This window comes from Acinetobacter sp. WU_MDCI_Abxe161 (assembly GCF_025514355.1).
In the GTDB taxonomy this organism is placed as follows: Bacteria; Pseudomonadota; Gammaproteobacteria; order Pseudomonadales; family Moraxellaceae; genus Acinetobacter; species Acinetobacter pittii_E.
Genome location: NZ_JAHPTU010000002.1, coordinates 1 through 24662 on the forward strand (window position 1 = coordinate 1; position 24662 = coordinate 24662).

Below are 24662 nucleotides of genomic sequence, written 5' to 3' on the forward strand. Positions count from 1 at the left end.
TCATTATTGCCACAGGTGAAGGCGCCAAAGCATCACTCTCTGCGTTTGATTACATCATCCGTTCTGGGCAGTAAAATCGGTCAAATCATTATGGTTTAGTTCAAGCCTAGCATTACAAAATGCTAGGCTTTTTTAATAATAGAGTTACAACTTCTTAACAATTTTCGATCTTTATTAATCATTTACTTTATGTTTATATTTTAGACATCCATATTTGGATGCCATGAATTAGAAGGAAAAACACAATGAATAAATTACTTGTTGCTTTAGGTCTTGCTGCGACTGTTGCCCTTGTTGGTTGTAATAAAGATAAAGCTCCAGAAACTGGCGCGACTACAGGTGAACATTTAGAAAATGCTGCTCAACAAGCAAGTGCTGATATCAAGTCTGCTGGTGATAAAGCTGCTGATGATATTGCAACTGCAACAGACAACGCTTCAAACAAAATTGATGCTGCTGCTGACCACGCTGCTGATGCAACCGCTGATGCTGCTGCGCAAACTGAAGCGACAGCTCGTAAGGCAACTGCTGATACAGCTCAAGCTGTTGAAAATACTGCTGCTGAAGTGAAAAAAGACGCTCAACACTAATCGTCTTTAGTATAAAAAAGCCCCTATTGATTAGGGGCTTTTTCATGTCTTTAAAATCTATTATGAAATTAAACCTTCATCACGCATCGCAATTTGTACAGATTGACGTTCTGCAACTTTATTACGTAATGCAATAATGTGCTTATATGGTGTTAAATCATGCTCAATTGAGTTTGACCAATTTGTTAAAACAAATAGATAAGCATCTGCTGGACCGAAATTATCATTTACTAAATAATCGTAATCAGATTCAGACAAATAATTATCGATATATTTTAAAAGACGATCAATTTCTGCATAAGCTTTGTTTTTTTCATCAGTGGTTAACGGCGCCCCAAAGAAGACTGCATAAGCATCATGTAATTCAGAGTTCAAATATCCCAACCATTCCAATACTTTCGCACGGCCCATCCCTGATGGCGGAATTAAATCCTGCTTAGGATCATGCTGAGCAAGGAAAGGTAAAATCGCAACATTTTCAGTTAACATTAAACCCGGATTAATTTCTAATGCCGGTACATATCCCTTTGGATTAATTTCGTAATAGTCGGCGCCTTTTTCTGTTTTATGTGTTTTTAAATCTACTCGTTCTAAGTCAAAATCAACATTAATTTCATTTAAAATAATATGTGCAGCTAAAGAACATGCGCCTGGCGAATAATATAATTTCATATCTGATCCTTGTTATCTCATATTAACGTTTTAAATTGCTTCTAGAAAACCTGCAAGGTTTGCACAATTCCTTAATTGTAAAAAAGCGTAAACTTATAAAATACTTACACCATCTAATATTCTTGAAAAACTTATTCCTTGCAAGTTGTCTTGCGTGACGATTGTTTAAAATATGATAAAACACATTTGCATCACGCAACTTTTCCGTTAATTACGCTTAAAAAGCTGACTAAGCCAATTCATTAATTCAGTTAAGAAATCAAAAATACCGTTTTTCTTATCATCATCAGGATGGCTTGAGTCTTTTCCATTTAAATCTAGATCGACAATTACAGGGTCATGATCTGAAGAACGATAAGCATCTTCACCATAGAACAATGTCTTTTGCTCATCAGTTTTATATTCTTCGTTGTAGTCTAAAGCTGTTGGCTCATCTGCATTGATATGCCATGCAAAGGTTCTTACCACTTTTGGATATAAAGAGGCATCTGCAATTGCATGGTCTAAGTTACCTGCTCCACCATTACCATTGGCATCACTTGCAACACCAAAAACATAGCTATATGCCTGAGCCCCTTGCCCTACCTTGGCGTCATTTAGCAAAACTTTGTAGTTCGCTTTTTCAAATGACAAAATTGGTTCTTCTTTTGCATAGCTGTTCATATCCCCGACAAGTAAAGCATTTTGCTTAGGCACTTGAGTTGGATTTTTCGCGAGCCATTGCACAATTTGATCAACTGCTTTTACACGAGTCGGGTTCCAGCAACCTTGACCATCTTTCTGGTCTGCATCACTTGAGTTAGCCTCAACTCCGCTACAGCTTTTCGATTTCAAGTGGTTTGGAATAACAGTAAAGGTTTTATTGCCACGAACGGCTTGGAAACTTTGCGCTAATGTTGTTCGGTTCTTGTCGCCTAAATCAAGCACAACAGGTTTATTTAAAGGCTTAACACGCTTGCTGTTATAAATAATAGCAACCGCAATTGCATCACTACCTAAGCGATCTAGATTTTCAGGGACGACGTACTTCCAGTCGCTACCTAAAGCACTCGTTAAATGAGCAATTGCACTGTTCGGGCCATAACCATTGTTCGCAATTTCCATTAAACCGTAGACATCGGCATCAATCGCTTTGAGTGCACTCACAATTTTACGGTGCTGTTTATCAAACTCAGCTTGTGTCGTTGCGCCGCGCTCTGTCGGGAAACCAGTTGCACCATTGTCATAGTTCAAAACGTTAAATGAAGCTACGCGAATGTGATTAGCATTTTTGGTAATGACACTTTGACGCGGGTTTGTTTGAGTAATCACTTCAGGTTGATTGCGCCCAAGTACAGGTTGCACACGCCAACCATTAAAACGGTATTCCAAAATACCTTCAGCATTTTTAAGTTGATAACCTGAACGTAGCGTATTGGCAGCGCTAAAATTTGTCGGTAACCACGGAGTACGGTTTTGATTGTTATAGCCGTCATCAAAAATAATTTTCGACAGTAAGTTTTTCTGGGCTAGAGCTTTAGCTTCAGGAGATAACGCTGGGTATAAATTGGTTGGAATATATAAGCGACCTAGACTTAAAGATAGTTCACCATAACGACCATAATTGTAGTTCTCGCTCACCGTTAAAGTCTGAGGTAATTTAACCAACATGCCTTGATAACGCTGCGGTGAATTAAGGGAGCCACTCGTTAAACTAGCAAACGGAAGTTCGAGGCTAATCGGCTGAACCTGATTTGCCATATTGCTATTACAGGCTTGAATATCTTGTTGTAATTGATCTAATTGTAATTGGCTTTGATAAGACGTTAAACGACCACGCAAAATAACTTCATCGCCAACTTGCCCACCTTTCACGGCACTACTATTCGGAATATAAACAAAAATGGCATTGCTGACATTTGCACGTGCTTTCGTATCAGGTGTTTGAACATAAAAACCTGAGAAACCATTGGCATAACGATAGTCGGCAGTAATCACCCCACGTACGGTATAAGTTTGATTTTGAGCTGCGGTTGCTAAATCAGCAATTGGTGTATCGGGGCTTGAACAACTCACTGTTTCAACAGGTGGCTGTGTTGTTGAGCCAGATAAATTTGAAAAGTCATTTCGGTTTGTCCAAGCCGACCATGAATGATCTAAATCAAATGCTGCAGTTGCATCAATGCTTAAAGCTGGGTTCTCTGTTTCAATACGCTTAAAACTATTTCCGAGGCTTGAAACGGCTGTTCCCCATCCAGCAGCTGGGCGTTCACCAATGCGGCCAAAACGATCTACAGGTGTGCCTTTGTACACAAGCACAACGGCATCATCCCCATTAAAAGAAAACGCAGCGACCTGATTTACTTTACTACCAAGCTCAGTTTGCAACTCTGAGCGGCCCACTAAAAACTTCTGCTTACTCGCGAGTGTGCCTTGTAAACGAAAAGCCACTGTCTTTGCTGTACCACCATTATTAAATTGTTGAATTTCATAGTCGGCTAAATTAACTGTAGTGCCGTCTGGATTATAAATTTCCAAACCTTTGCGGTTACTACTGCCGTCAACATATTGACTAAACATGAGCTGTGCTTGTGCCCAAGGACTATAGGTAAAAGCACCCAGTGCCCCTAATAGCACATAAAGTGTGCGTAATTGAAAAGTTTTCATGAGTAAATATGTTCATTTGAAATTTATATAGATTCTTAGATTAAATATTGAACATGACATCTACATGAAGAAAAACACCGAAACATTTGACTTGACCACATGAAGACTTAAAATACCGCATTTGAATTTCAATATTGCCAAGGTTATGTCGATCGATCAGTTAGAAACGCAAATTGCAGACTTAGACAATTTGCCTGAACACCGTGAAATTGTGACGTTTATGCGTCGTTCAGCACCACTTAATACGTCTCAACGCACGGCATTAGAACAACATCGCGATTTAATTTTGGAATATCCTGTTGGTGACTTACGCCAACACTTCGAACATCCAGAACGTCCTTTAACTGTTGAAATCGGTTTTGGTATGGGTCGTTCATTAGTGCTTATGGCAAAAGCCAACCCTGAGCGCAACTATGTAGGTATTGAAGTCCACGTACCTGGTATTGCTCAGTGTCTTTATGAAGCAGGTATGGCGGAACTTAAAAACTTACGTGTACTTGATGCAGATGCAATTCAGGTTTTACGTGAAATGCCAGACAACAGCATTAACTGTGTACAACTTTACTTCCCAGACCCTTGGCAAAAGAAACGTCATTTCAAACGCCGTTTTGTCATTCATGAGCGTATGCAATTGGTTGAACAAAAACTTGAGCTTGGTGGCACATTCCACGCAGCAACAGATTGGGAACCGTATGCTGAATGGATGCTTGATATTTTAGATAACCGTCCAGATCTTGAGAACTTGGCGGGTAAAGGCAACAGTTACCCTCGTCCAGATTGGCGTCCAGTGACTAAGTTCGAACGCCGTGGCATCGAGTCAGGTCATAAAATTAATGACTTTATCTTTAAGAAGATTAAGTAAAATTTGACTACCAGATAGCGAAAAAATAAGGGTATTAAATACCAATATTTAATGCCCTTAATGTTTTGAAATTATTTAAAAAGTTAAGATAAAGACCAAAATACTTTTGATCTTATCATCCTAATTTTTAAATAATAATTTGTTGGTTATTGATTAGATCATTTAAATTAGCGTTTGTATTATTCAATGTTAACAACAATGAACTGCTATACGTCGTTCCTACTCCATCCCTATCAATATACAACTGTGTATTTGAACCACTCACAACCGTTTTGATAAATGGTTCTAAACTAGTAAAATTATAAGTTCCTGAATAACCAATCAATAAATCGCCAATATCAATTTTGTCTGCATTTGTATTTGATGTGGTATTACCCATAGTGAAATCAGACCAGACATCTGTACCATTTCCACCAAGAGCATCAGATTGAACTAATAATTGATATAGTGCGGTATCAGCCCCCGTTCCGCCGGTAAGTTGATCATTTCCTCCTTGCCCATCCAAAATGTCATTACCAGCTCCACCATTTAAAGCATTTACTCCACTATTACCTGTAAGTGTATTATTTAATGTATTACCTGTTGCATTGATGGCTGTTGAACCAGTTAAAGTTAAATTTTCCAAATTACTGCCTAATGTGTAAGTAATAGAACTCAGAACCGTATCCATACCTTCACTAGCATTTTCTGTAACAGTATCACTTGAATTATCAATTACATAAGTATCATTACCTATACCGCCCAGTAATTTATCAGCACCAACTCCTCCATCCAGATAATCATCACCTGCACCTGCTGTTAAAGTGTTAATTGCACTATTACCAGTCAATACATTATTAAGTGTATTACCCGTAGCGTTAATAGCACTTGTTCCTGTCAGGATTAAATTTTCCACATTATTACTTAATGTTAGAGACACTGAACTTCGTATAGTATCAGTACCTTCATTAACATTTTCAGTAATTACATCACTTATATTATCAACAACATAGGTATCATTGCCTAGTCCACCTAGTAATTTATCTGCACCTACGCCACCATCCAGATAGTCATCACCAGCGCCTCCTGTTAGAGTATTGATAGCACTATTTCCTGTTATGGTGTTATTCAGTGTATTTCCCGTTCCGTTGATTGCAGTTGTGCCAGTTAATGTAAGATTTTCCACATTATTTGCTAATGTATAAGTAATACTACTTTGAACAGTATCTGTACCTTCATTAAGGCTTTCACTAACAATGTCGGTTGCACTATCTATAATATAGATATCATCACCTTTTCCGCCGTACATAGTGTCGTTACCAGCCCCACCATTTAGAGTATCATTGCCAGATTGTCCATAAAGAATATCATTACCAGCTTGTCCTGTTATTGTGTCATTACCAGATGCCCCATATAAGGTATCAGCATTACTTGTTCCATTTATAGTCTGGTTCTGCACCATAAATGTTAACTTAAACACATCAGAAACCGATTGGTTAGCAATATCTTTTACTGTGATTTTAATATTTAACGGTACTGTATTATCAGGTGAAGTACCACTCAACACTCTTGTAGTTGGGTTGAAGCTAAGCCACGATGGTAATGGAGAGCCATCTTCTAAGGTAGCCGAATACGTTAATGTATCGCCATCTGGATCTTTAAATGTTGTTGTTGGAATTGTATAACTAAATGCTTTAGCATCCGTCACGCTTTGATCTGCAATTGCATTTAACAATGTTGGGGCTTGGTTCGGCAGACTAACTTTTAAATTAAATGAAGTTGCTGTACTGTAACCATACATATCTGTTCCCCAATAAAAGAACGATAAGTTACCAGTCACACTAGCAGGCGGAGTACCAGATAAAGTTTGTGTTGCTGTATCAAAACTTAACCATGATGGAATAGATTGATATTGCCCACTACTATCTTTAGTCGTTAAGGTAATTTTGTAACTTAAAGAATCCCAGCTATCTTGATCAATAATAATATTATTAGCAAATTTATAGCTAAATTCAGTTCCCTGATTACTTGTAATTAATGGTATAGCTGCATTAACAGTTGGAGCATGATTTGTTAAGGCTCTATTGACTAATGTGTCAATATCATCAACACCCCAAATTTCGCCAGAGTCAAAAACAATCTGGTCCATCCTATATGTTGTATCTTCGGTATCTACAGCATAATAATTTGAAAGCCAAATATGATCATTTGTACCTTTAAAACTGAGATATACACTATCGCCATATTTTTGAGCAGATACATCATTAGCTGAATAATCTTGAATTTTTAATATATTTACAGCATCAATATTATCTTCAAAGCTATAGGTATCTGTACCACCACCTCGACTAAAAATATAAGTATCATTTCCAACTAAACCATCAATATAATTATTCTGCTCATTTCCGACAATAATGTTATCAAGATCATTGCCAAATCCTGTTTTAGCATTACCTTTTAAAATAAGATTTTCGATGTTATTTTCTAATATTTTATAACTGTCTGTTAAAACAGGGTTTCCATTTTCATCTTGACCTATAAAGCGTGCATCTTCCCAACGCTCAAGAGTATCTATTCCACCATCAACATCTTCAACAACTTGGTCACCCTCTATAATGTAAGTATTACCATTCTCATCAGTTTCGATAGTTTCGGTTGTATCAACAACATAATAGTCATTACCTATACCCCCTTGCATATAGTCACTACCTGCATGACCGTCAATATAGTTATTGCCACTATTGCCAATTAATTTATTATCAAACTCATCTCCATAGGCATTAATATTCTGGTTACCCAATAATGTAATAGCCTCAAAATTATTTAATGCAAGATCAAAATTTTTAGCAATATAAATTGTATCGTAACCACCATTTAGATCATTTTCTTCGTAAGTATCTTGTTCATCCACAATAAAGATATCATCACCCGAGCCACCCACAAGATGATCTGTCCCAGCTCCACCATCTAAATAAGCTCCACCATTTCCAGCCTTCAATGTGTCATTTCCATCTCCTCCATATAAAAACTGTATATTTGATGAAAGAGAATAACTTACAATAATATCATTACCATTATCGCCATATGCTTCAGTTTTTTGATTACCTAAATAAATATAATCATCACCCTCTCCACCATAAACAACATCTTTAATATCATAGATATTACGCGCTAAATTTATATTTAAATAGGGACTATTACTAATTTGATTATTAGACAAAGGGTCGTAAGTATAAATTACATCATTACCAGCTCCGCCACTTATTTTGTCAATTGCAAAGACATCAGGTGTAATGATTACATCATCCCCCTCTCCTGCATAAACTTGACTAGATCCTAAACCAGTATTTATTTGATCATTGCCATTACCTGCATAGATAATATCTCCAGATCCAGCACCACCGACATAATCAGTTAAACCTAAAATAATATCATTATAAGCAGTATATTCTGAAATAACTTCACCCTGTGAAATAAAATCACCAAAAGAAAGTTTTGTTTTATTAAAAGCATAGGGATTAGGTTCTAAATTAAATTTAAAACCAGAAATTTCTACATCCATATTTTTCAAATTTTCAATATCATTAGGATTAAAAACTCCACCAATTGAAAACTTATAATCCATATCTTTAATTTCTTTTTGTGATTGATCTCTAATTAATAGTCGAATTTCACCTAATGAAAAATCATAATAGATACTTGAAATCCTTTCGCTATATTTATTATAGTTATAATATTTAACTCCATCATAATCACTTGAAAATTCAGATAAAGAGTTTATAAAAGGACTAATAACCATGTTAGCTTTTTCTTGTACAAAATTGCTTTCATAGATATCAGAAGCATTATGAATATAAATACTTCCTTTAAAATCTGAATCAAATATTTTAGCATTTTTTCCATTTACTTGATAGGAGTCATATCCCTCCCCGCCATAAAATTCACTGTTATTATTCCCTATTAAATTATCGTCTCCGTTACCTCCATAAAGGTATCCAATATTACCTGGATCAACAATAATATCATTGCCATTGCCCCCATATATATAATCAATACCATTTCCACCATAGATTTTATCATCACCATTTTTTGAATATACAGTATTATTAAAATAAAGATTACCGACTATAATGTCATTTTCATCACTACCATTATGAAGAAAATTTATTTTTTTGCTTAAATCTTCTGAATACCATACAGTATCGCTAAATTGTATTTCTTTTATATTATAATTCAAAATAAAATCAGTAATAGTGACGCTTGAATCAACCCCATAAAATATATTTAAATTATTACCAACAATCTCTAACTTTATATTTTCTGAACTTGCAGATAAAAACCTTAATACACTTGCATCTGTATCATTAATTACATTGTTATATCCTAATATATCAAATACATATTCATCTTCTCCATTTCCTCCTTCTAAAATATTATTACCTTGTCCACCACTTAAAATATCATTACCATCCCCACCATATAAATGATCATCACCATCATTACCGTATAGTGAATCTTCCCCCGAACCTCCAATAAGTTGATCATTACCTGTACCTCCTTCAATAAAGTCATTTCCATTGCTAGCTTCCAAGTAGTCATCACCCTCACCACCTTGTAACTGATCATTACCGTCTCCCCCTAGTAACCGATCATTACCTGTACCTCCTATTAATTGGTCATTTCCTTCTCCACTATCAATAACGTCATCACCATTACCACCTTCTAATTGGTCTTCTCCATCACCACCAAAGAGTTGATCGTTTCCTTCTCCACCATGAATAAAGTCATTTTCATAACTCCCATCTAACCAGTCATCTCCCTCATCTCCAAATAGCTGATCTGAACCCTCAAGACCTTTAATTGTATCATTGCCTGTTCCCCCATAAATCGTATCACCAATATCTGAGCCACTTAACTGATCATCTCCACCGAGCAGGTGATATTCATCTGCCTGATATTGCCCATTGGAAATAACATTATTTCTAATTTGTTGAATATCGACAAGGTCGCCTAAATCAGAGTTGCGATAAATCAAGTTATCATTGTCAATATAACTATTTGTAAAAATTAAATAGAGTCCTTGAATACCATGCCAAGATCCATTCCAAATTTTATAACTTAACCCTGCACGCTCTTTCAAATAAGTATCGAGGTGAATAACATAATCATTTTGAATAGTATTATTTAAAATTAAATTTTCATCGTATATACTCTTACTAAAATGAAGATATTGATTATAACCACCCGTAACATTATTCCCATATTCATCTGTGATAATTCCCCCATCAACTGTTGGTTGAGTTTCATGATCATCAAAGAAAGTTAATTTAAATTGAGGTAAAACAGCATTAGGGTCTTGACTTGTTGTTGGGCTAATAATACTAACAGCATTGTTATACCAATAGATATTTATATTTGAAAGATTAAAACTTCCTTTTAAATAATAGTGATTCTCTCCAGAACTATCTAAAACTTTAACTTCCGAATCTCTTACTTGAATATGATAGATATCATTTCCTTCACCCCCAGATAATTGATCATTTCCTTCATTACTTATGAAATAATCATCACCTTTACCACCAAAAATGATATCATCTCCAGCACCACCATCTAAAGTATCATTACCATCAAAACCAGATAAACTATCTTTTCCATTGCCGCCATAAAGCTGATCATCACCATCAAATGCACGGTTATTAATCACATCCCCTACAAGGAAATCATCTCCGTCTCCTCCATATATAATATCTGAACCTCCATCACCACGAATATTATCATTCCCAGCATCACCATATAACGTATCATTATTATGATATTGGATATCTATCTGATTACTATCACCATAAATATAATCGTTATCTTTTCCGCCATATATTATATCTCTGCCACCATCTCCAAAAATTGTGTCATTTCCTTCCCCACCGTAAAGCAAGTCGTCTTTATGATATTGAATATTTATACTAGTTTCATCACCCTCTATATAATCTTCACCCTCTCCGCCATATATAGTGTCTGAACCTCCTTCTCCCCAAATCAAATCATTTCCATTACCACCACTAACAGTATCATCTCCATGATATTGAACATCTATATTAATGCCATCTCCTGAAATTCTATCTTCGCCATCACCACCACTTATCGTATCATTGCCTCCCTGTCCCCAAATTTCGTCATTTCCGTCGTTACCCTCAATATTATCTTCAGCATGGTATTTACCATCTAACTCACTATTATCACCGAATATTAAATCATTACCATTTCCACCTTGAATTGTATCTTTTCCACCATCACCAACAATTTGATCATTACCATTCCCACCATATAAATAGTCATCGCCGTGTATATCCCCAGCTAGATTAGGATGATCTCCTGCGATTTGATCATCATCATCGTCACCATAAATTTCGTCACTTCCTAAATTCCCCCAAATTTGATCTTTTCCAGCCCCCCCATAAACAAGATCATGACCAAAACGACTATAAGTCTTAGGTTCAACCGGCGGAGCTAAGGTATCTATTGAATCATTTAAATCAGCTTGAATAATGTCATCGCCATCACCACCGTAGAGTTCATCGCCCTCTAACCCGCCAGTAAGCTCATCATCCCCTTGCCCACCAATAATTTGATCAGCACCATCGCCACCATATAAGATATCTTTATTTTCTCCCCCATATAAATAATCCTTACCATCCATTCCATAGATAGCATCATCACCCACTTCACCATATAAAAAGTCTGTATCAGATGAACCCAAAATAATGTCATTTCCTATACCGCCATAAGCGATATCACTACCAGCATAGCCATGACCGTAATTTAAAGATTCTAAAAAATTATAAATATAATACTTACCATTTTTCCCTGTATAATAAATATCAAAAGAGGGTAGAATCTGCTCTGTAATTTGTCCTATACTATTATTTGTATAATGTGAAAATCTATTATTATCACCTAAATTAATTTCAAAATTAAAATTTAAAATATTATATTCTTTATCTAAGTCTGTGAGACCTGTATCTGCATCTCCCATTTGATTCAATAATGAATCTTTAACAGCATTTAGTCTGTTTGAAGTCATAATAATATCATTACCAACTCCTCCATAAACCTGATCTCTACCACCACCCGAAAATACAATATTACTATCTTGATCTGAAGTAACTACTCCAGCGTAAATAACATCATTCCCAACACCTGTAGAAATCAGATCATTACCATCACCAGCAATAATTACAGCATCCTCATTGGTTGAATGAATAAAGTCATTTCCTGAAAAACTTGCTACATAACGTTCACCAAAAATAATATTATTACCCTCTGATCCAAAGGCATAAATCGAGGTATTGGATGGTGGAGTACTATTATTCTCTAAATCACCGAAATTAAGTCCTAATGCCCCATTTTTAAAATATTTTATAATAATACTATTGTTGTCATTTTCTTTACTAATGACTACTTTTTGTGTTGTAGCTACCCCATCAAAGTCTTCGACTAAAGCTAGTGAGTATTGTCCGTCAGCACTTTTCCATAGTTTATTATTAATTTTTTCTACAACTGAAAGAGCTATATCATCTATTTTTATTTGACCATTACCATCTAAATCATAGATAGTATCGCGCCCAAAATTCCCATTAAAAATATAAGTATCATTGCCTATTTCATCAATTAAGTTATCATTACCATTTCCGCCATCTAAAATATCATTGCCTTTGCCACCATTGAGGTAATCATTATTTTCAGCACCATTTAACAGATCATCATCACTTCCACCGTATAAAACATCAGAATATTTTGTTCCAGTAAGTGAATCTTCCCCATCACCAGAAACAATAGAAATACCTTTTTGAGTTAATAAACTCTTCGCCAAATTTATAAGGTTAACTAATTGTGCATTGAGACTTAATGAAGAAGGTAAATTGGCTATACTCAATAGAATTGATTTTTGTAAAACTAAATTCGTTAAATCTCCATCGCTCAAATTATCTTGTTCACTTGAACCATAAATGGTTGTACGTCCAGAATTATCTACATAATTAACAATATCATTATTAATTAAAGTTTCTAATGCTTCTAAAAGTTTTCCAGCATCTGGAATAGGTAAATTATTAGGTAAAGATGATGAATAATCTTTAGCTTCTGTAATTAAATCTTGCAAATAATTCTCTTGTTTTATTAGAAACGGTAAATCACTTTTATCAAGATCAATTTTCTGCAATTTTTCTTTTTCATCAAACACCATTTTTACTGTCTTTCCTATATGATATGGATCAATAGCTCCTTCTGTAAGTAAGTTCGTTAATTTAGCAACATTATTATCAGATTTATAATCAAAATTATCATCTACAGGAATTACCGAAATATTTTTAATTTGAAAAGATCCATCTTTTCCAACAATAAACTGAGCATCTGGATTAATGGTAAAGGACATTGAACCAAACACATAAGATCTATCAATATAGTCAATACTACTGGTATCAAGACCATAATTTAAAACCCTAAGCTGAGTTTTTTCATTAGTAGGATAACCTTCATGACCAAGTGCATCGAAAAGTTCACTTGTACTATAAATTTTTCCAATTATTAGTTTATCAGCATACTCACCAGCTAAAAATTTTCTTACTGCCGTAAAATTACCCAAACCTACATAACGTCCAGCTCCACTGGTCATAAATTCTATTGAATTTATATGGGCTTCAGTTACTAAGTTATTACGATCAGAAGAAATAATTTTATCATCAAGTAAATTTTCTGGTTTTGTACGCTGCCCATATAAATAATAACTAATCATTTCAAACATATTAATAATAGAACTCACACATACCCCTTAACTAAAAATAATCATATTAAAAAAAATATTACTTAAAAAATTAAAAATAAATTCACAAGATCATTTCAATACCCCAGCCTTACCAAAAAAAATATAAAATTATTTAAATTAAAAAACACAAAGGCATAACTAATCATCTATATATTTTATAAATATAATATTATCAAAATACTATTTAAAAAATTTAAATTAATATAGTTTATTTCTTTTTCTTAATGAAACATCTTCACCACTTTGAGTTTCACTAGAGTTAAATACTTGCTCTTCTTCTGAAATAGTACCACATGCAGTTACCAATATTCTCCTAATAAATGGATATATATCTTTTCTTAGAGAAGCTATACTCATACGCACCCCATATCTTTGGATTTGTTCTGGCTCATTAAGTGCTAAATTTTCATATAACTTCATAATATAAATATTATCAACATTTTGACCATCAATTTGATCCAAATTTAAATCAGGTTCTTTGGCGCTATAATTTTTTTCACCTTCTTTCATTCTTTTCATATTCCCTATCATTTTTAAATCAATTGTTTTAATTGTTTTAAGGATTTCTTTATTATCACAACAAAGTTTATCAATAGAGTATTCTTCTATACTATAATTACTGTTACTTATTTTCTTCAAACTTGAAAGTGGATAAATTGTTCGTCCATAAGTTATTACAGAATAATTTATTGGCAAGCTTTTCAAATAATCAATATCCACACGATTATCCTTTGTCCATAAACTTTTTAAATTATTCTTATTTTCACTTAAATCTTTGCATCTTCTTTTATCTTTCTTACAATCCTTATTATCATAATATTCCTGCATTGTTGCCACTGCTACAACCCCCATATTATCTTCGAATGTTTTATCTAATTTTGCAGTACTTATTACTTTAATAATTTCCCCCTTATTATTAAAATTAAATTTAGAAATATACATTGCATTATCATACACATTAAATCCTTCACGACCGGCCCTAATCCAATGTTCCATTTCTATAGCCAAAAAATCTGCTTTTAAGTTTCTTAACTTTTCTTCATCAGTAAGATACTTATTCTCACTTGTACAAAAGCCTTTTTCTTCATTTCTATTAATTATATATTCCTGATATTTATTATTAAAAAATTTAAATATCAAGAAAAACACCAATATAGCAAAAAAAAATATTTTATATTTCTTCATTTATAACCTCTTTTATTTTCAAGCAGCCTATTTGGCCTTATTTTCTCCACTTCATCAAACAAACTAAATGTCTGATTCATATAATTGACAACACCAGATATTTGCTCAATATAATGTATAAGCTCAGGAGTTTTTTCTGCTTGAATTAACTTAACTGCTCGTGATGGATCAAAACCATCAAACTGACAATAAAATAAAGGTTCCCCACGTTTTAATATTAAATCCTTTGATGTATCGTGCCATTCAAACGCCCACATTAATGGTCTAGGCCAAATATGAATTGGAAAACGCCCGCCAAAAATAGTTCCAGGTAAGGGATTTTTACGGTAATGTCCAAATGCATCGAGTTGAGTTAAATACACAACTTCATCAGCTATAAAACAGTAAGGTAATTTAAGTTGAAGAATTGGTATTTTGGGTGTACGCCATTCATTTTCATTTACCAACGTTAGCAACTCACGTAATTTATTGGCTCGAACAGGTGATTGGTCACCAAATACATTAACTAATGTCGGTTTTCCGTTTGCATCTCGTGCAAATCTTAAATGAAAATCAAAAGGACAATTCACCACGAAGTAGCGGCTTTCAAGTTGTAATACTGCAGGACAACGACTCGCTGACTTAGCATGCTTGGTTTCAGACTTTGAGCGCATTCGATAAGGTGGTTCATAAAGTAATGCAGACTTATCATCTACCAGAAACCACCCTACTTGGATTACGCCTTCCCCTATGATCTTATCTTGATCATCAATTGTAAAATTAAGATACATTTTGAATTTATATTTTCATTTTCAATACATTATTTTAACACTTAATATACAAAACTGTCTGTATTTTTTACTTCAGCAATATAATAAATATCAAAAAATTATGCTTTTATAAACGGTCTTTGTTCTCTTATCTTTTTTTACTATTAAATCTTAAATAACTAAAAAATTTGTATTACATTCAATTTACTTAAACTCACGAAAAGCCAGAAAACATTATGTTAAAAATTTTAGGGCGCGATAATTCCATTAATGTTCGCAAAGTCTTATGGCTGTGTGAAGAACTAAATCTTGAATATGAACGAGAAGATTGGGGAAGAGGCTTTCGTTCAGCACAATCACCTGAATATTTACAATTAAACCCAAATGGACAAATTCCTGTAGTTTTAGATGGTGATTTAGTCCTTTGGCAGTCCAACAGTATTATCCGTTATTTGGCAAATGCTTACGATAAAGAACATCAGCTTTACCCTACTCAAGCGAAAGAAAGATTTTTTGTAGATCAGTGGATTGATTGGCAAGCAATCGAGCTGAATAACAGCTGGACTTATACCATTATGTCTTTACTTAGACATTCACCAGATCATCAAGATCCAAACTTATTAAAACAAGGTATTGATGACTGGAATCATCATATGCAGATTCTTGATCAACAGCTTACAAAAACTCAAGCCTATGTTGCAGGTTCACGATTTAGCTTAGCCGATATTCCAATTGGGCTGTCTGTACAACGCTGGAAGGCCACTCCTTTTGACCATCCAACGCTTAAGCATGTCGATCAATATTTTGAACTGTTAAATCAACGTGCGGGTTTCTTAAAATGGGGCAATAACGGCGAACCTTAATTTTGAATAAGCCTTAGTCCGAGTGATGGCGCTTTACGATGCCATCACTTAAAAGTTGATACACCTGTTTTAAATCATCCCGCTCTGCTTGAGCTAATAAATCTTGATGCATTGCTAAGATGTTTTGATCACCTCGCATTGCAGGCCCTGTTTGCATTTGCTTTGGATCATTTTCAGTGGCTTTTTTTGCTGTTTCCACAATTAAAGGATAGAGCAAGCTAAAGTCGACCTGCTCTTTATCTACAATCTGCTTTGCCATGTCAAAACAATAATTACTAAAATTACAGGCAAACACAGCTGCCAAATGCAAAGTTAAACGCTGTTTTGAGGTGTATTGATACACTCGATCACTTAGGCTATTTGCTAAATCTACAAGTATTGCTTGATCCGCATCTGTTACCGCTTCAACAAATAAAGGCGTTGCCGACCAATTAACTTCTCTTTCAAAGCTAAATGTCTGTAATGGATAAAATACCCCTGCTCTTTCATGCACATGACTGATGACTTCAATATCTGTGCTACCAGAGGTGTGCACTATAAGTGTTTCAGGAAATAACTCATGAACCTGTTTTGCAAGCTCTGCAATTGCGCTATCTGAAACTGCCAGAATAATTAACTCAGTCGGTTGAAATTCGCGAAGAGACTGACAGGCTTTTGCTTGGATTTTCTCTGCAAATTTCTGGGTCTTCTCAAAATCACGCGCATAGACTTGTACGATGTGATGACCTTGAGCCAAAAGTACTTTTGCCAAATGAAAGGCAACTCGCCCACTTCCCACCAAACTGATTTTCATATCAATCCAACACTATTTGTTTCAACAAAAAAGCTTCTCAAAATGAGAAGCTTTTTTCAAATTAAAATAACTAATTTTTAATTCATCAGAGCATTATTGAGCTACTGAAAACTCGATACGACGGTTTTTAAAACGCCCTTCTTCTGTCGTGTTCTCTGCAACTGGTTGATCAGAGCCATGACCTTGTGCAACTAATTTAGACCCATCTACACCTTTAGATGTTAAATAGTCGACCACAGCTTGAGCACGGCGTTGTGATAAAGCTTTATTTGCCGCAGCATTACCAGTCGAGTCAGTATGACCACCTACATTTAATTTCACACCACTTACTTTATTTAAAAGTGTTGCAGCTTGATCAAGAATGGCTTTGTTATCTGCCGGAATGTCACTAGAACCACTCGCAAAATTAATGATTTGCAAGTTAAGCGCTTTCACTAACGCATTTACATCGACATTGTTCGGGTCAATTGAGCCCAAAGCAGTTTGCGAAGCAGTTAAGCTATTACTTACAGACTGTTCAGTTGTTTCTGGTGCTGTAGAAACGACTTCAGTGTGAGGAACAAGTGCTTTTACTTTTGCGGTTAATGCTGCTAAAGCTGCTGCATCACCTGCTTTCAAAGTAATTTTGTCACCTATCCATTCTAAAGATGCATTTGGCACACCTTTTAATGCACCAAGTACGCCCGCCAGCGCATCTTTGTCTGTAAATCCAGCCGCATAAGTTTGACTAGTATCCACATTACAATCTTGAGTTGATGAGAAAACTTGCTTAACTTGGGTTTGTAATGTTGCTAAGAATCCTTGATCACCAATACCTGCCTGACACTGGCTCACAGCACCTTTATCATCTGTACTTAAAGTTAAACTCGCAGGCGCGGCTGCAGTAGTTGCTTCAACACCACTAGCAGCCGTAGGTTCAGGTGCTGGTACAGCTTCTTTATGCTGGCAAGAACGCCATAACCAAGCAATGATAAGACCCAAAATAATTAAGGCAATAATAGGGAGGAACCCACGAGATTTGCCTGTTTTTTCGCTGGCTGCAGCTAATGGCGGGGCTGCTGAAGTTGCATGTGGAACTGAAGATAAACCTGCACCAAGTCCTAAAGGAGCTAATAGACCTACTGCCCATCCCGGTAAATGCGAACGAATGGTTTCTGCGTGCTGACGTAAATAATTCACAATACTCTGTTGATCATTTCCGGCAACATCCGAAATTGCATTAAGGCTAGGTTTAATTGCACTGTTGAGTGTGCTTTCGATTTCATTATTTGGTGCTGTACCACTTAAATGAGTCAGTACAGTATTCTTGATTTGGTCATTATGAGAAAAAAGGTCTGATAACGAGGGAGCCAAACTGTTTTTTAATTGTCCAATAAGATCAGGTTTAGCAGCTAATAATGAAAGTAAAATGGGATAAAACTTAGATAAAGCATTCGATTTTTCGCCTAGGTATCCGTCCTGGTTATTTAATAATGTTGATGATACTTTTTCTTTAAGCAGTTCTATAGGGTTTATCGACATTGATTATTCTCCCGAATCTTATAAGTCGTAACCAGCAACTTTTGATTATTCAAATACTTCTCTTTGCTGATAGTTTTTTATTCTAATCCGTGCTCAATCTTTTGTTGTTTTTTAAATAATTTATATACAAATTTCCATCTATTATTTACAAAACAGGTAGACCTCATTGATCTACCTGTTTATATTTTAAATTTAATTTAACTAAGCGTTTAATCAATTAGCAAAAGTTTGAAGTACTTTACCCGTAAGGTTTTGACCCAATAATGGGGTGTTTTTCCCTTGTGATAAAATAGTTTCTTTGCTTACCGTCCAGCTTAATTCAGGATCTACTAATACCCATCCTGCTTCATCTTTCCAACGCGTAGTCATATTAGCCACCTGCGCAGGCACGCTGGTCACTTTTTCAACCCACTCTAAAGGTTCGAATAAACCTTCATTAATAAGCTGAATACCTAAAGATACATAGGTATCAAAAGCGGTAATGCCCGGTTGAGTTTCAGCAAACGGCGCCATTTTGGCAGAACTACTTAAAGGCTCATGATGCGTACAAATCGCATCAATCACACCTTCTTTTAAGCCTTGACGTAAAAGTTCTTTATCTTGCTCAGAACGCAATGGTGGACGAACATGCGCAAGCGAATTGAAACCATCCGTTAAATGTTCAGTTAAATGCAACTGATGCATTGCGACATCGGCAGTTACAGGTAAACCTTTTGCTTTTGCTGCACGGATTAATTCAACTGACGCACCACAAGACAACAAACCAAAGTGTGCTTTTACACCAGTTGCTTCAATCATAAGTAAATACTTTGCAATTGCTACAGTTTCAGCAATTGCCGGAATCATTGGCAAACCTTGGCGAGAAGCAATAAAGCCTTCGTGCGCACAACCGTCTTTAGCAATTTGAGGCTCTTCGGCATAAAACACGACTGTTAAACCAAGACCCGCTGCATATTCCAAGGTACGAATAACGACATCATCATTTTCAAAAGCAGCATTTGCGTTAGAAACAGCAGTACAACCACCCTTTTTCAAGCCCGCCATATTCGCTGGTTGTTTCCCATTTAAACCTTGGGTTTGAGCACCAATGATATGCATGTGAATGCCACCATCATGCCATGCCTTTTCAATCAAGCCATGAATGAGAGCACCATTGTCTTGTACAATCGGCTTTGAGTCAGGTGGAGTAATGACATGCAAAATACCATTGCTACGTGCTGCCTTGCCTTCCGACTTTAATGTCCCATGCTGTTGTTGACCCGGTTCACGTAAACGCGCGCACAAATCAACCATGGTTGGCATTAACCATTTACCTTGTCCATCAATAGCTTGTTCAACTTGCTCTACCGGAGCAATCAACTTGCCATTTTCAAGATATACAGTTTGTACGCTGTCTGTTTTCTGGATTGGGTCTAACACACGTACATTTTCAATTTTTACAATACTCATGTGATCCATTCCTTACAACGTAATCGCTTCAATTAAACCTTGCTCTTGGAGTTGGCCTTGCATTGATAACGCCAATACGGCCATACGAACTGCAATACCATTAGTTACTTGTTTCAAAATAACCGACTGGTCTCCATCAGCAACACTTGAATCAATTTCTACACCACGATTCATCGGTCCCGGGTGCATTACAATACAGTCCGGTTTAGCTAAACCAAGACGTTCTTTGTTTAAACCATACATTCTGTAAAATTCAGACTGTGAAGATAATGCTGGAGAGTCAATACGCTCATTTTGAATACGTAAAGCAATAATTACATCACAATCTGTAATTCCAGCATCCATGTTGTTGAATAAGCGAACATGCTCGCCGTATTCAGAAAAGCCCACCGGCAATAATGTATTCGGTGCAATCACACGAATATCTTTACAGCCCAATGTTTGCAGTGCAGCCACATCTGAACGTGCAACACGAGAGTGTTTAATGTCACCAATAATGGCAACGCTTAAATCTTCAAATGGTTTTTTAGTTTCACGGCGAATAGTCAGCATATCGAGCATCGCTTGCGTTGGATGTGCATGACGGCCATCCCCTGCATTAATAATGGCGACTTTTGGACATACATCTTTAGCAATGAAATGTGCAGCACCCGAAGATGAATGGCGAACAACAAAAATATCCGCTGCCATTGCTTCAAGGTTCCAGAGCGTATCTCGCAGTGTTTCACCTTTTGAAGTACTTGAACGTGCAATATCAATGTTCAATACATTGGCAGACAAACGTTTAGCTGCTGCTTCAAAAGTAGTACGGGTACGGGTGGAGTTTTCAAAGAAGAGATTCATAACCGTTAATCCCTCTAAGAGCGGACGGTTAATTAAATTATTATTATCATCTAAAAAGCTTTGTGCGGTATCTAAAATCTTGGTGAGGTTTTCTTTTGAAAGTCCCTCAATCGTTAAAAAATGTTTTAAATTTCCGTCTTGATTGAGCTGAACCTGGCTCGGTTGATGCAACGCTGCAATATGCATAATGGATTCCTATGGGTCGAATCGCGAAAACGTGCATAGTGTAGCTGAATTCCGCTCTTTTCGCAGAAGAACTTTACAGAATAAGGCCCTAAATTGACCAGAAAACTTAGAACCTTATTGGCAATTACCTTAATGCACCAATGTAATGGTGTGGAACTTGTGCCCGATAAATATCTTCGGCGGTAATTTCCGACTCTTCTTCGACTTTCCCAACAGCAATTTTTTCTTTTTGAGAAGGCTCAGATATTGTATCAACCAACGATTTCAATCGCTCAACACATCGTTTTAATTCGTCATCTTCAGTTTCTAGTGCAAGCGCAATGACATATTTGGCATAATCTTTGTTTTGAACCATGTACATTACATCTATTACCCGCCCCGTCACTCTACGCATGCGTACATAGATCTGTGTGGCTACCGAGAAAGCATCTGCATTGGCAATAAAACCATTCCCCATCATGTCTTTCATTTATTATTACCCCATCACTTTAAAATAATAAAATGGTTAAAAAATAGCTTTGTTTGTTAAATAAATAACCATTGATGGGATAGAGTTAGCAAAATACATACCACTTTTACTGTATTAATCTATAAAAATCAGTTTATTGGTTGGATTGTGATAGGTTGCAATAATTTAAAAACCTTTACACATCAAAATAAGTTAAACTTTGCATCGTTAATATTTATATGTTTTGGTCAATCGAGTTTATGAATACCTCTTTACGTTTAAACCACTATTGGATTACTTGTGCTGATGGTTTAGAAGCCCTCTTACAAGAAGAAATAGAACAGCTTGGCACCAAAGTGACAGAACGTAAAGCAGGACGTTTAATCATTGAAGGAACGCTTGAACATGCTTACCGCATCTGTATGTGGTCACGTCTTGCTTCTCGTGTTTTACTTCCAATTCATACTTATGAACTTGAACATACACACGATGCACGTGATGTCGCTGAAGAGCTTTATGAAGGTGCAATTAGCTTTGACTGGTCACTTATTTTTGCACCACAAAGTACTTTTGCAATTCGTTTACATGCAGAGCGTGAAATTAAGGTTAACACTCAATTTGCAACACTTCGAGCAAAAGATGGTGTTGTCGATTCCTTTATGGAAGCTGTAGGTCGTCGTCCAAGCATTGACACCAAACAACCAGAAATTACGCTCTATGTTTTAGCAGGTAAAACTGAACATACCTACTGCCTAGATTTATCTGGTGATTCATTACATAAACGTGGTTACCGTCGTTATATGACGGATGCGCCAATTAAAGAAAACCTTGCTGCGGCAATCTTACAAAAAGCTCAGCTTCAGCAACGTAAGCCAGAGATTGTGCTCGATCCAATGTGTGGTTCAGGTACATTTATTATTGAAGCATTAATGATTTTGACTGACCGTGCACCAGGACTTGTTCGCCGTTTTGGTTTTAATGGTTGGCATGGTCATGACCGCGAACTTTGGCTTTCACTTAAAGCTGAAGCAGCAGAACGTCATGAAAAGGCGCTAGAATTACCTTTACCTAAATTTTATGCCTACGATGCAGATTGGGAAGCGGTAAAAGCAACTCGTGAAAATATTATTGCAGCGGGCTTTGAAAAAGTATTAGGTCAAATTCAAATTGAAGAACGTACTTTAGCTGACTGGCCTGATTTTTCTACTGAAGGCAAAACTGCATTTATTGTGACAAACCCTCCATACGGTGAACGTTTAGGTGATAAAGCATCTAACCGCTCTCTTTACTTAGGTTTATCTGCACTTTTACAAAAACATTTCCCAAATCAATATGCAGCTATTATTGCAGCTCAAATTGAACAAGCCGATGTTTTAGCATTTGAAGCGCCTGAAACCTTGCGTTTAATGAATGGTAAGTTACCGATTTACATTCGTTTTGGTTCAATTAAGCCAGAAAAAGTAACTCAGCCATTTTTAGCAACTTGGCAAGCTCAACCTATTGAAATGGAAGAAGCTCAAGATTTTGCTAACCGTCTGCAAAAAAATATGACTGCCTTGAAAAAATGGGCAACGAAAGAAAATGTTTATTGCCTACGTTTGTATGATGCGGACTTACCTGACTTTAATGTCGCTGTAGATTTATATGGCGATCGCTTACATGTTCAGGAATATGCACCACCAAAATCGATCGATCCTGAAAAAGCAAAAAAACGCTTTAATTTAGCACTCGCTGCGATTCGTGCTGTTACCGGTTTAAACCGCGATGCTATCTTTATTAAGACGCGTGCGCGCCAAACAGGTACTAATCAATATACAAAACAAAGCACAGCTTCAAAACGTTTTATCGTTCAAGAAGGTAAAGCTAAAATTTTAGTGAATCTAACAGATTACCTAGATACAGGTTTATTCCTTGACCATCGTCAAATGCGTTTACGTATTGCTCAAGAAGCTCGTGGTAAGCACTTCTTGAACTTATATAGTTATACGTCTACAGCAAGCTTACATGCTGCTTTAGGCGGTGCTGCAAGTACGACAAGTGTAGACTTATCTAATACCTACTTAAGCTGGTCAAAAGAAAACTTCGTTTTAAATGGTCTTACTGTAGATCATGCAGATGAACAGCACATGTTCTTTGCGAGCGACTGTTTTGAATGGTTAAAAGAAGGTCATGAACAATACGATCTTATTTTTATCGATCCACCGACATTCTCAAACTCTAAAAAGTTCTACGGTACTTTCGACGTCCAACGTGACCATGTTTCACTCATTAAACGTGCAATGAACCGATTAAACAGTGAAGGAACGCTCTATTTCTCAAACAACTATCGTGGTTTTGAAATGGATGAAGAGATCGAAGCTATTTTTCAAGTTGAAGAAATCACTTCTGAAACGATTGGACTTGATTTTAAACGTAATCAGAAAATTCACCGTGCATGGAAAATCCAGCATCCTGGTCTAGATCAATATTAATAAGATTAGAGGTTATTATTACTTCACGGTAATAATAACCTCACCATGAACATTTTTTGATTCAAAATCATATTTGGTAAATCGGTCTGCTCTTTCCGGTAACGCAATCATTTCCAGTTTCTTCTTTTCTTTACTATCTAGCACATGATTCTGTTTTTGTTCTTGATAAGGAGAAAGTACGCTCGTTCTAAGCGCATCCCATCGAACTTGCTGTAAATAATTATCGCCCAATGCCTGACGTGCTTGTTGTTGTTCTACCATAGGTTTTTTAGCATCATCTTGAGCTTTTGCAATAATCACAGGTAAAGCTGCATTTACCGCTCCAGTCTGTGTCGCTAATGCCCCTTCACTCAAAGGCTGCGCTGCCAAAACATTCATTGGTATCAGCGTAATAAGGCCCAAAACACACAGCGCAGATCCTTGTTTATTGTTCATTACATCTATCCTAAATTGTTATTGTTCGTTATATCGAACAAAATTAACAATTTTTTAAACATGTCGCAATCTTATAAATAGACTTCCCGACCATTAACATTGATCATTTTAAAACCTGAAATATTTCACACATATTTTGTGAAGATTCACGT

Annotated in this window: 15 protein-coding genes; 4 read left to right on the top strand and 11 right to left on the bottom strand. The window is 36.0% G+C overall.

The window, feature by feature from the left end:
- Positions 1-245 precede the first annotated feature (245 nt).
- Positions 246-590 (top strand): hypothetical protein, encoded by a 345-nt coding sequence (locus KTI78_RS01945; protein WP_016141667.1) that lies wholly within the window; start codon positions 246-248, stop codon positions 588-590.
- A 60-nt stretch (positions 591-650) separates the two neighbouring features.
- Here the strand turns inward: KTI78_RS01945 and KTI78_RS01950 are convergent, their stop codons facing one another.
- Both KTI78_RS01950 and KTI78_RS01955 read right to left on the bottom strand, forming a co-directional pair.
- The gene (locus tag KTI78_RS01950) at positions 651-1262 is read right to left on the bottom strand and encodes a glutathione binding-like protein (RefSeq protein ID WP_182003420.1); all 612 of its coding nucleotides are present in this window, start codon (positions 1260-1262) and stop codon (positions 651-653) included.
- 207 nt (positions 1263-1469) lie between these two features.
- On the bottom strand, positions 1470-3908 hold the full coding sequence (locus tag KTI78_RS01955) for an ExeM/NucH family extracellular endonuclease (RefSeq protein ID WP_262445027.1): 2439 nt from the start codon (positions 3906-3908) through the stop codon (positions 1470-1472).
- Between the two features lie 145 nt (positions 3909-4053).
- Here KTI78_RS01955 and trmB point away from each other — a divergent pair, with 145 nt between their 5' ends.
- A complete protein-coding gene (gene trmB, locus KTI78_RS01960) occupies positions 4054-4770 on the top strand; it encodes a tRNA (guanosine(46)-N7)-methyltransferase TrmB (RefSeq protein ID WP_016141670.1) in 717 nt (238 codons plus the stop codon).
- A gap of 127 nt (positions 4771-4897) precedes the next feature.
- Here the strand turns inward: trmB and KTI78_RS01965 are convergent, their stop codons facing one another.
- The 3 genes from KTI78_RS01965 to KTI78_RS01975 all read right to left on the bottom strand — a co-directional run bounded on the left by KTI78_RS01965 (position 4898) and on the right by KTI78_RS01975 (position 15522).
- Positions 4898-13564 (bottom strand): putative Ig domain-containing protein, encoded by an 8667-nt coding sequence (locus tag KTI78_RS01965; protein WP_262445028.1) that lies wholly within the window; start codon positions 13562-13564, stop codon positions 4898-4900.
- 201 nt (positions 13565-13765) lie between these two features.
- Positions 13766-14752, bottom strand: a complete 987-nt coding sequence (locus tag KTI78_RS01970; RefSeq protein WP_262445029.1) for a hypothetical protein — start codon at positions 14750-14752, stop codon at positions 13766-13768.
- Positions 14749-15522, bottom strand: coding sequence for a hypothetical protein (locus KTI78_RS01975; RefSeq protein ID WP_224992470.1), 774 nt, complete (start codon positions 15520-15522; stop codon positions 14749-14751). The genes KTI78_RS01970 and KTI78_RS01975 overlap by 4 nt, the downstream gene beginning before the upstream one ends.
- A gap of 215 nt (positions 15523-15737) precedes the next feature.
- On the opposite strand from KTI78_RS01975, the gene KTI78_RS01980 reads away from it, so the two are divergent.
- Positions 15738-16364, top strand: coding sequence for a glutathione S-transferase family protein (locus tag KTI78_RS01980; RefSeq protein WP_262445030.1), 627 nt, complete (start codon positions 15738-15740; stop codon positions 16362-16364).
- Between the two features lie 13 nt (positions 16365-16377).
- Here the strand turns inward: KTI78_RS01980 and KTI78_RS01985 are convergent, their stop codons facing one another.
- The 5 genes from KTI78_RS01985 to KTI78_RS02005 form a co-directional block, all read right to left on the bottom strand.
- On the bottom strand, positions 16378-17157 hold the full coding sequence (locus KTI78_RS01985; protein ID WP_262445031.1) for a Rossmann-like and DUF2520 domain-containing protein: 780 nt from the start codon (positions 17155-17157) through the stop codon (positions 16378-16380).
- Between the two features lie 93 nt (positions 17158-17250).
- On the bottom strand, positions 17251-18678 hold the full coding sequence (locus tag KTI78_RS01990) for an OmpA family protein (RefSeq protein ID WP_239968028.1): 1428 nt from the start codon (positions 18676-18678) through the stop codon (positions 17251-17253).
- A gap of 213 nt (positions 18679-18891) precedes the next feature.
- Positions 18892-20127 carry a dihydroorotase gene (locus tag KTI78_RS01995; protein WP_239968027.1) on the bottom strand — a complete coding sequence of 412 codons (1236 nt, stop codon included), beginning with the start codon at positions 20125-20127 and terminating at the stop codon, positions 18892-18894.
- Between the two features lie 12 nt (positions 20128-20139).
- Complete coding sequence (locus tag KTI78_RS02000) at positions 20140-21156, bottom strand: aspartate carbamoyltransferase catalytic subunit (RefSeq protein ID WP_262445032.1); 1017 nt, start codon at positions 21154-21156, stop codon at positions 20140-20142.
- Positions 21157-21280: 124 nt separating this feature from the next.
- The gene (locus KTI78_RS02005) at positions 21281-21625 is read right to left on the bottom strand and encodes a hypothetical protein (protein ID WP_224992465.1); all 345 of its coding nucleotides are present in this window, start codon (positions 21623-21625) and stop codon (positions 21281-21283) included.
- A 239-nt stretch (positions 21626-21864) separates the two neighbouring features.
- On the opposite strand from KTI78_RS02005, the gene rlmKL reads away from it, so the two are divergent.
- Entirely contained in the window at positions 21865-24075 is a 2211-nt protein-coding gene (rlmKL, locus tag KTI78_RS02010) for a bifunctional 23S rRNA (guanine(2069)-N(7))-methyltransferase RlmK/23S rRNA (guanine(2445)-N(2))-methyltransferase RlmL (RefSeq protein WP_262445033.1), read from the top strand.
- Between the two features lie 18 nt (positions 24076-24093).
- Here the strand turns inward: rlmKL and KTI78_RS02015 are convergent, their stop codons facing one another.
- Positions 24094-24510, bottom strand: a complete 417-nt coding sequence (locus KTI78_RS02015; RefSeq protein ID WP_016141679.1) for a hypothetical protein — start codon at positions 24508-24510, stop codon at positions 24094-24096.
- Between the last annotated feature and the right edge of the window lie 152 nt (positions 24511-24662).

Bases quoted from the DNA above. Each gene is read 5' to 3' on its own strand.
- trmB (WP_016141670.1), top strand. From the start codon at position 4,054: ATGTCGATCGATCAGTTAGAAACGCAAATTGCAGACTTAGACAATTTG.
- KTI78_RS01985 (WP_262445031.1), bottom strand. From the start codon at position 17,157: ATGAAAATCAGTTTGGTGGGAAGTGGGCGAGTTGCCTTTCATTTGGCA.
- KTI78_RS02015 (WP_016141679.1), bottom strand. From the start codon at position 24,510: ATGAACAATAAACAAGGATCTGCGCTGTGTGTTTTGGGCCTTATTACG.
- KTI78_RS01945 (WP_016141667.1), top strand. From the start codon at position 246: ATGAATAAATTACTTGTTGCTTTAGGTCTTGCTGCGACTGTTGCCCTT.
- KTI78_RS02000 (WP_262445032.1), bottom strand. From the start codon at position 21,156: ATGCATATTGCAGCGTTGCATCAACCGAGCCAGGTTCAGCTCAATCAA.
- KTI78_RS02005 (WP_224992465.1), bottom strand. From the start codon at position 21,625: ATGAAAGACATGATGGGGAATGGTTTTATTGCCAATGCAGATGCTTTC.
- KTI78_RS01990 (WP_239968028.1), bottom strand. From the start codon at position 18,678: ATGTCGATAAACCCTATAGAACTGCTTAAAGAAAAAGTATCATCAACA.
- KTI78_RS01970 (WP_262445029.1), bottom strand. From the start codon at position 14,752: ATGAAGAAATATAAAATATTTTTTTTTGCTATATTGGTGTTTTTCTTG.
- KTI78_RS01995 (WP_239968027.1), bottom strand. From the start codon at position 20,127: ATGAGTATTGTAAAAATTGAAAATGTACGTGTGTTAGACCCAATCCAG.
- KTI78_RS01975 (WP_224992470.1), bottom strand. From the start codon at position 15,522: ATGTATCTTAATTTTACAATTGATGATCAAGATAAGATCATAGGGGAA.
- KTI78_RS01955 (WP_262445027.1), bottom strand. From the start codon at position 3,908: ATGAAAACTTTTCAATTACGCACACTTTATGTGCTATTAGGGGCACTG.
- KTI78_RS01980 (WP_262445030.1), top strand. From the start codon at position 15,738: ATGTTAAAAATTTTAGGGCGCGATAATTCCATTAATGTTCGCAAAGTC.
- KTI78_RS01950 (WP_182003420.1), bottom strand. From the start codon at position 1,262: ATGAAATTATATTATTCGCCAGGCGCATGTTCTTTAGCTGCACATATT.
- rlmKL (WP_262445033.1), top strand. From the start codon at position 21,865: ATGAATACCTCTTTACGTTTAAACCACTATTGGATTACTTGTGCTGAT.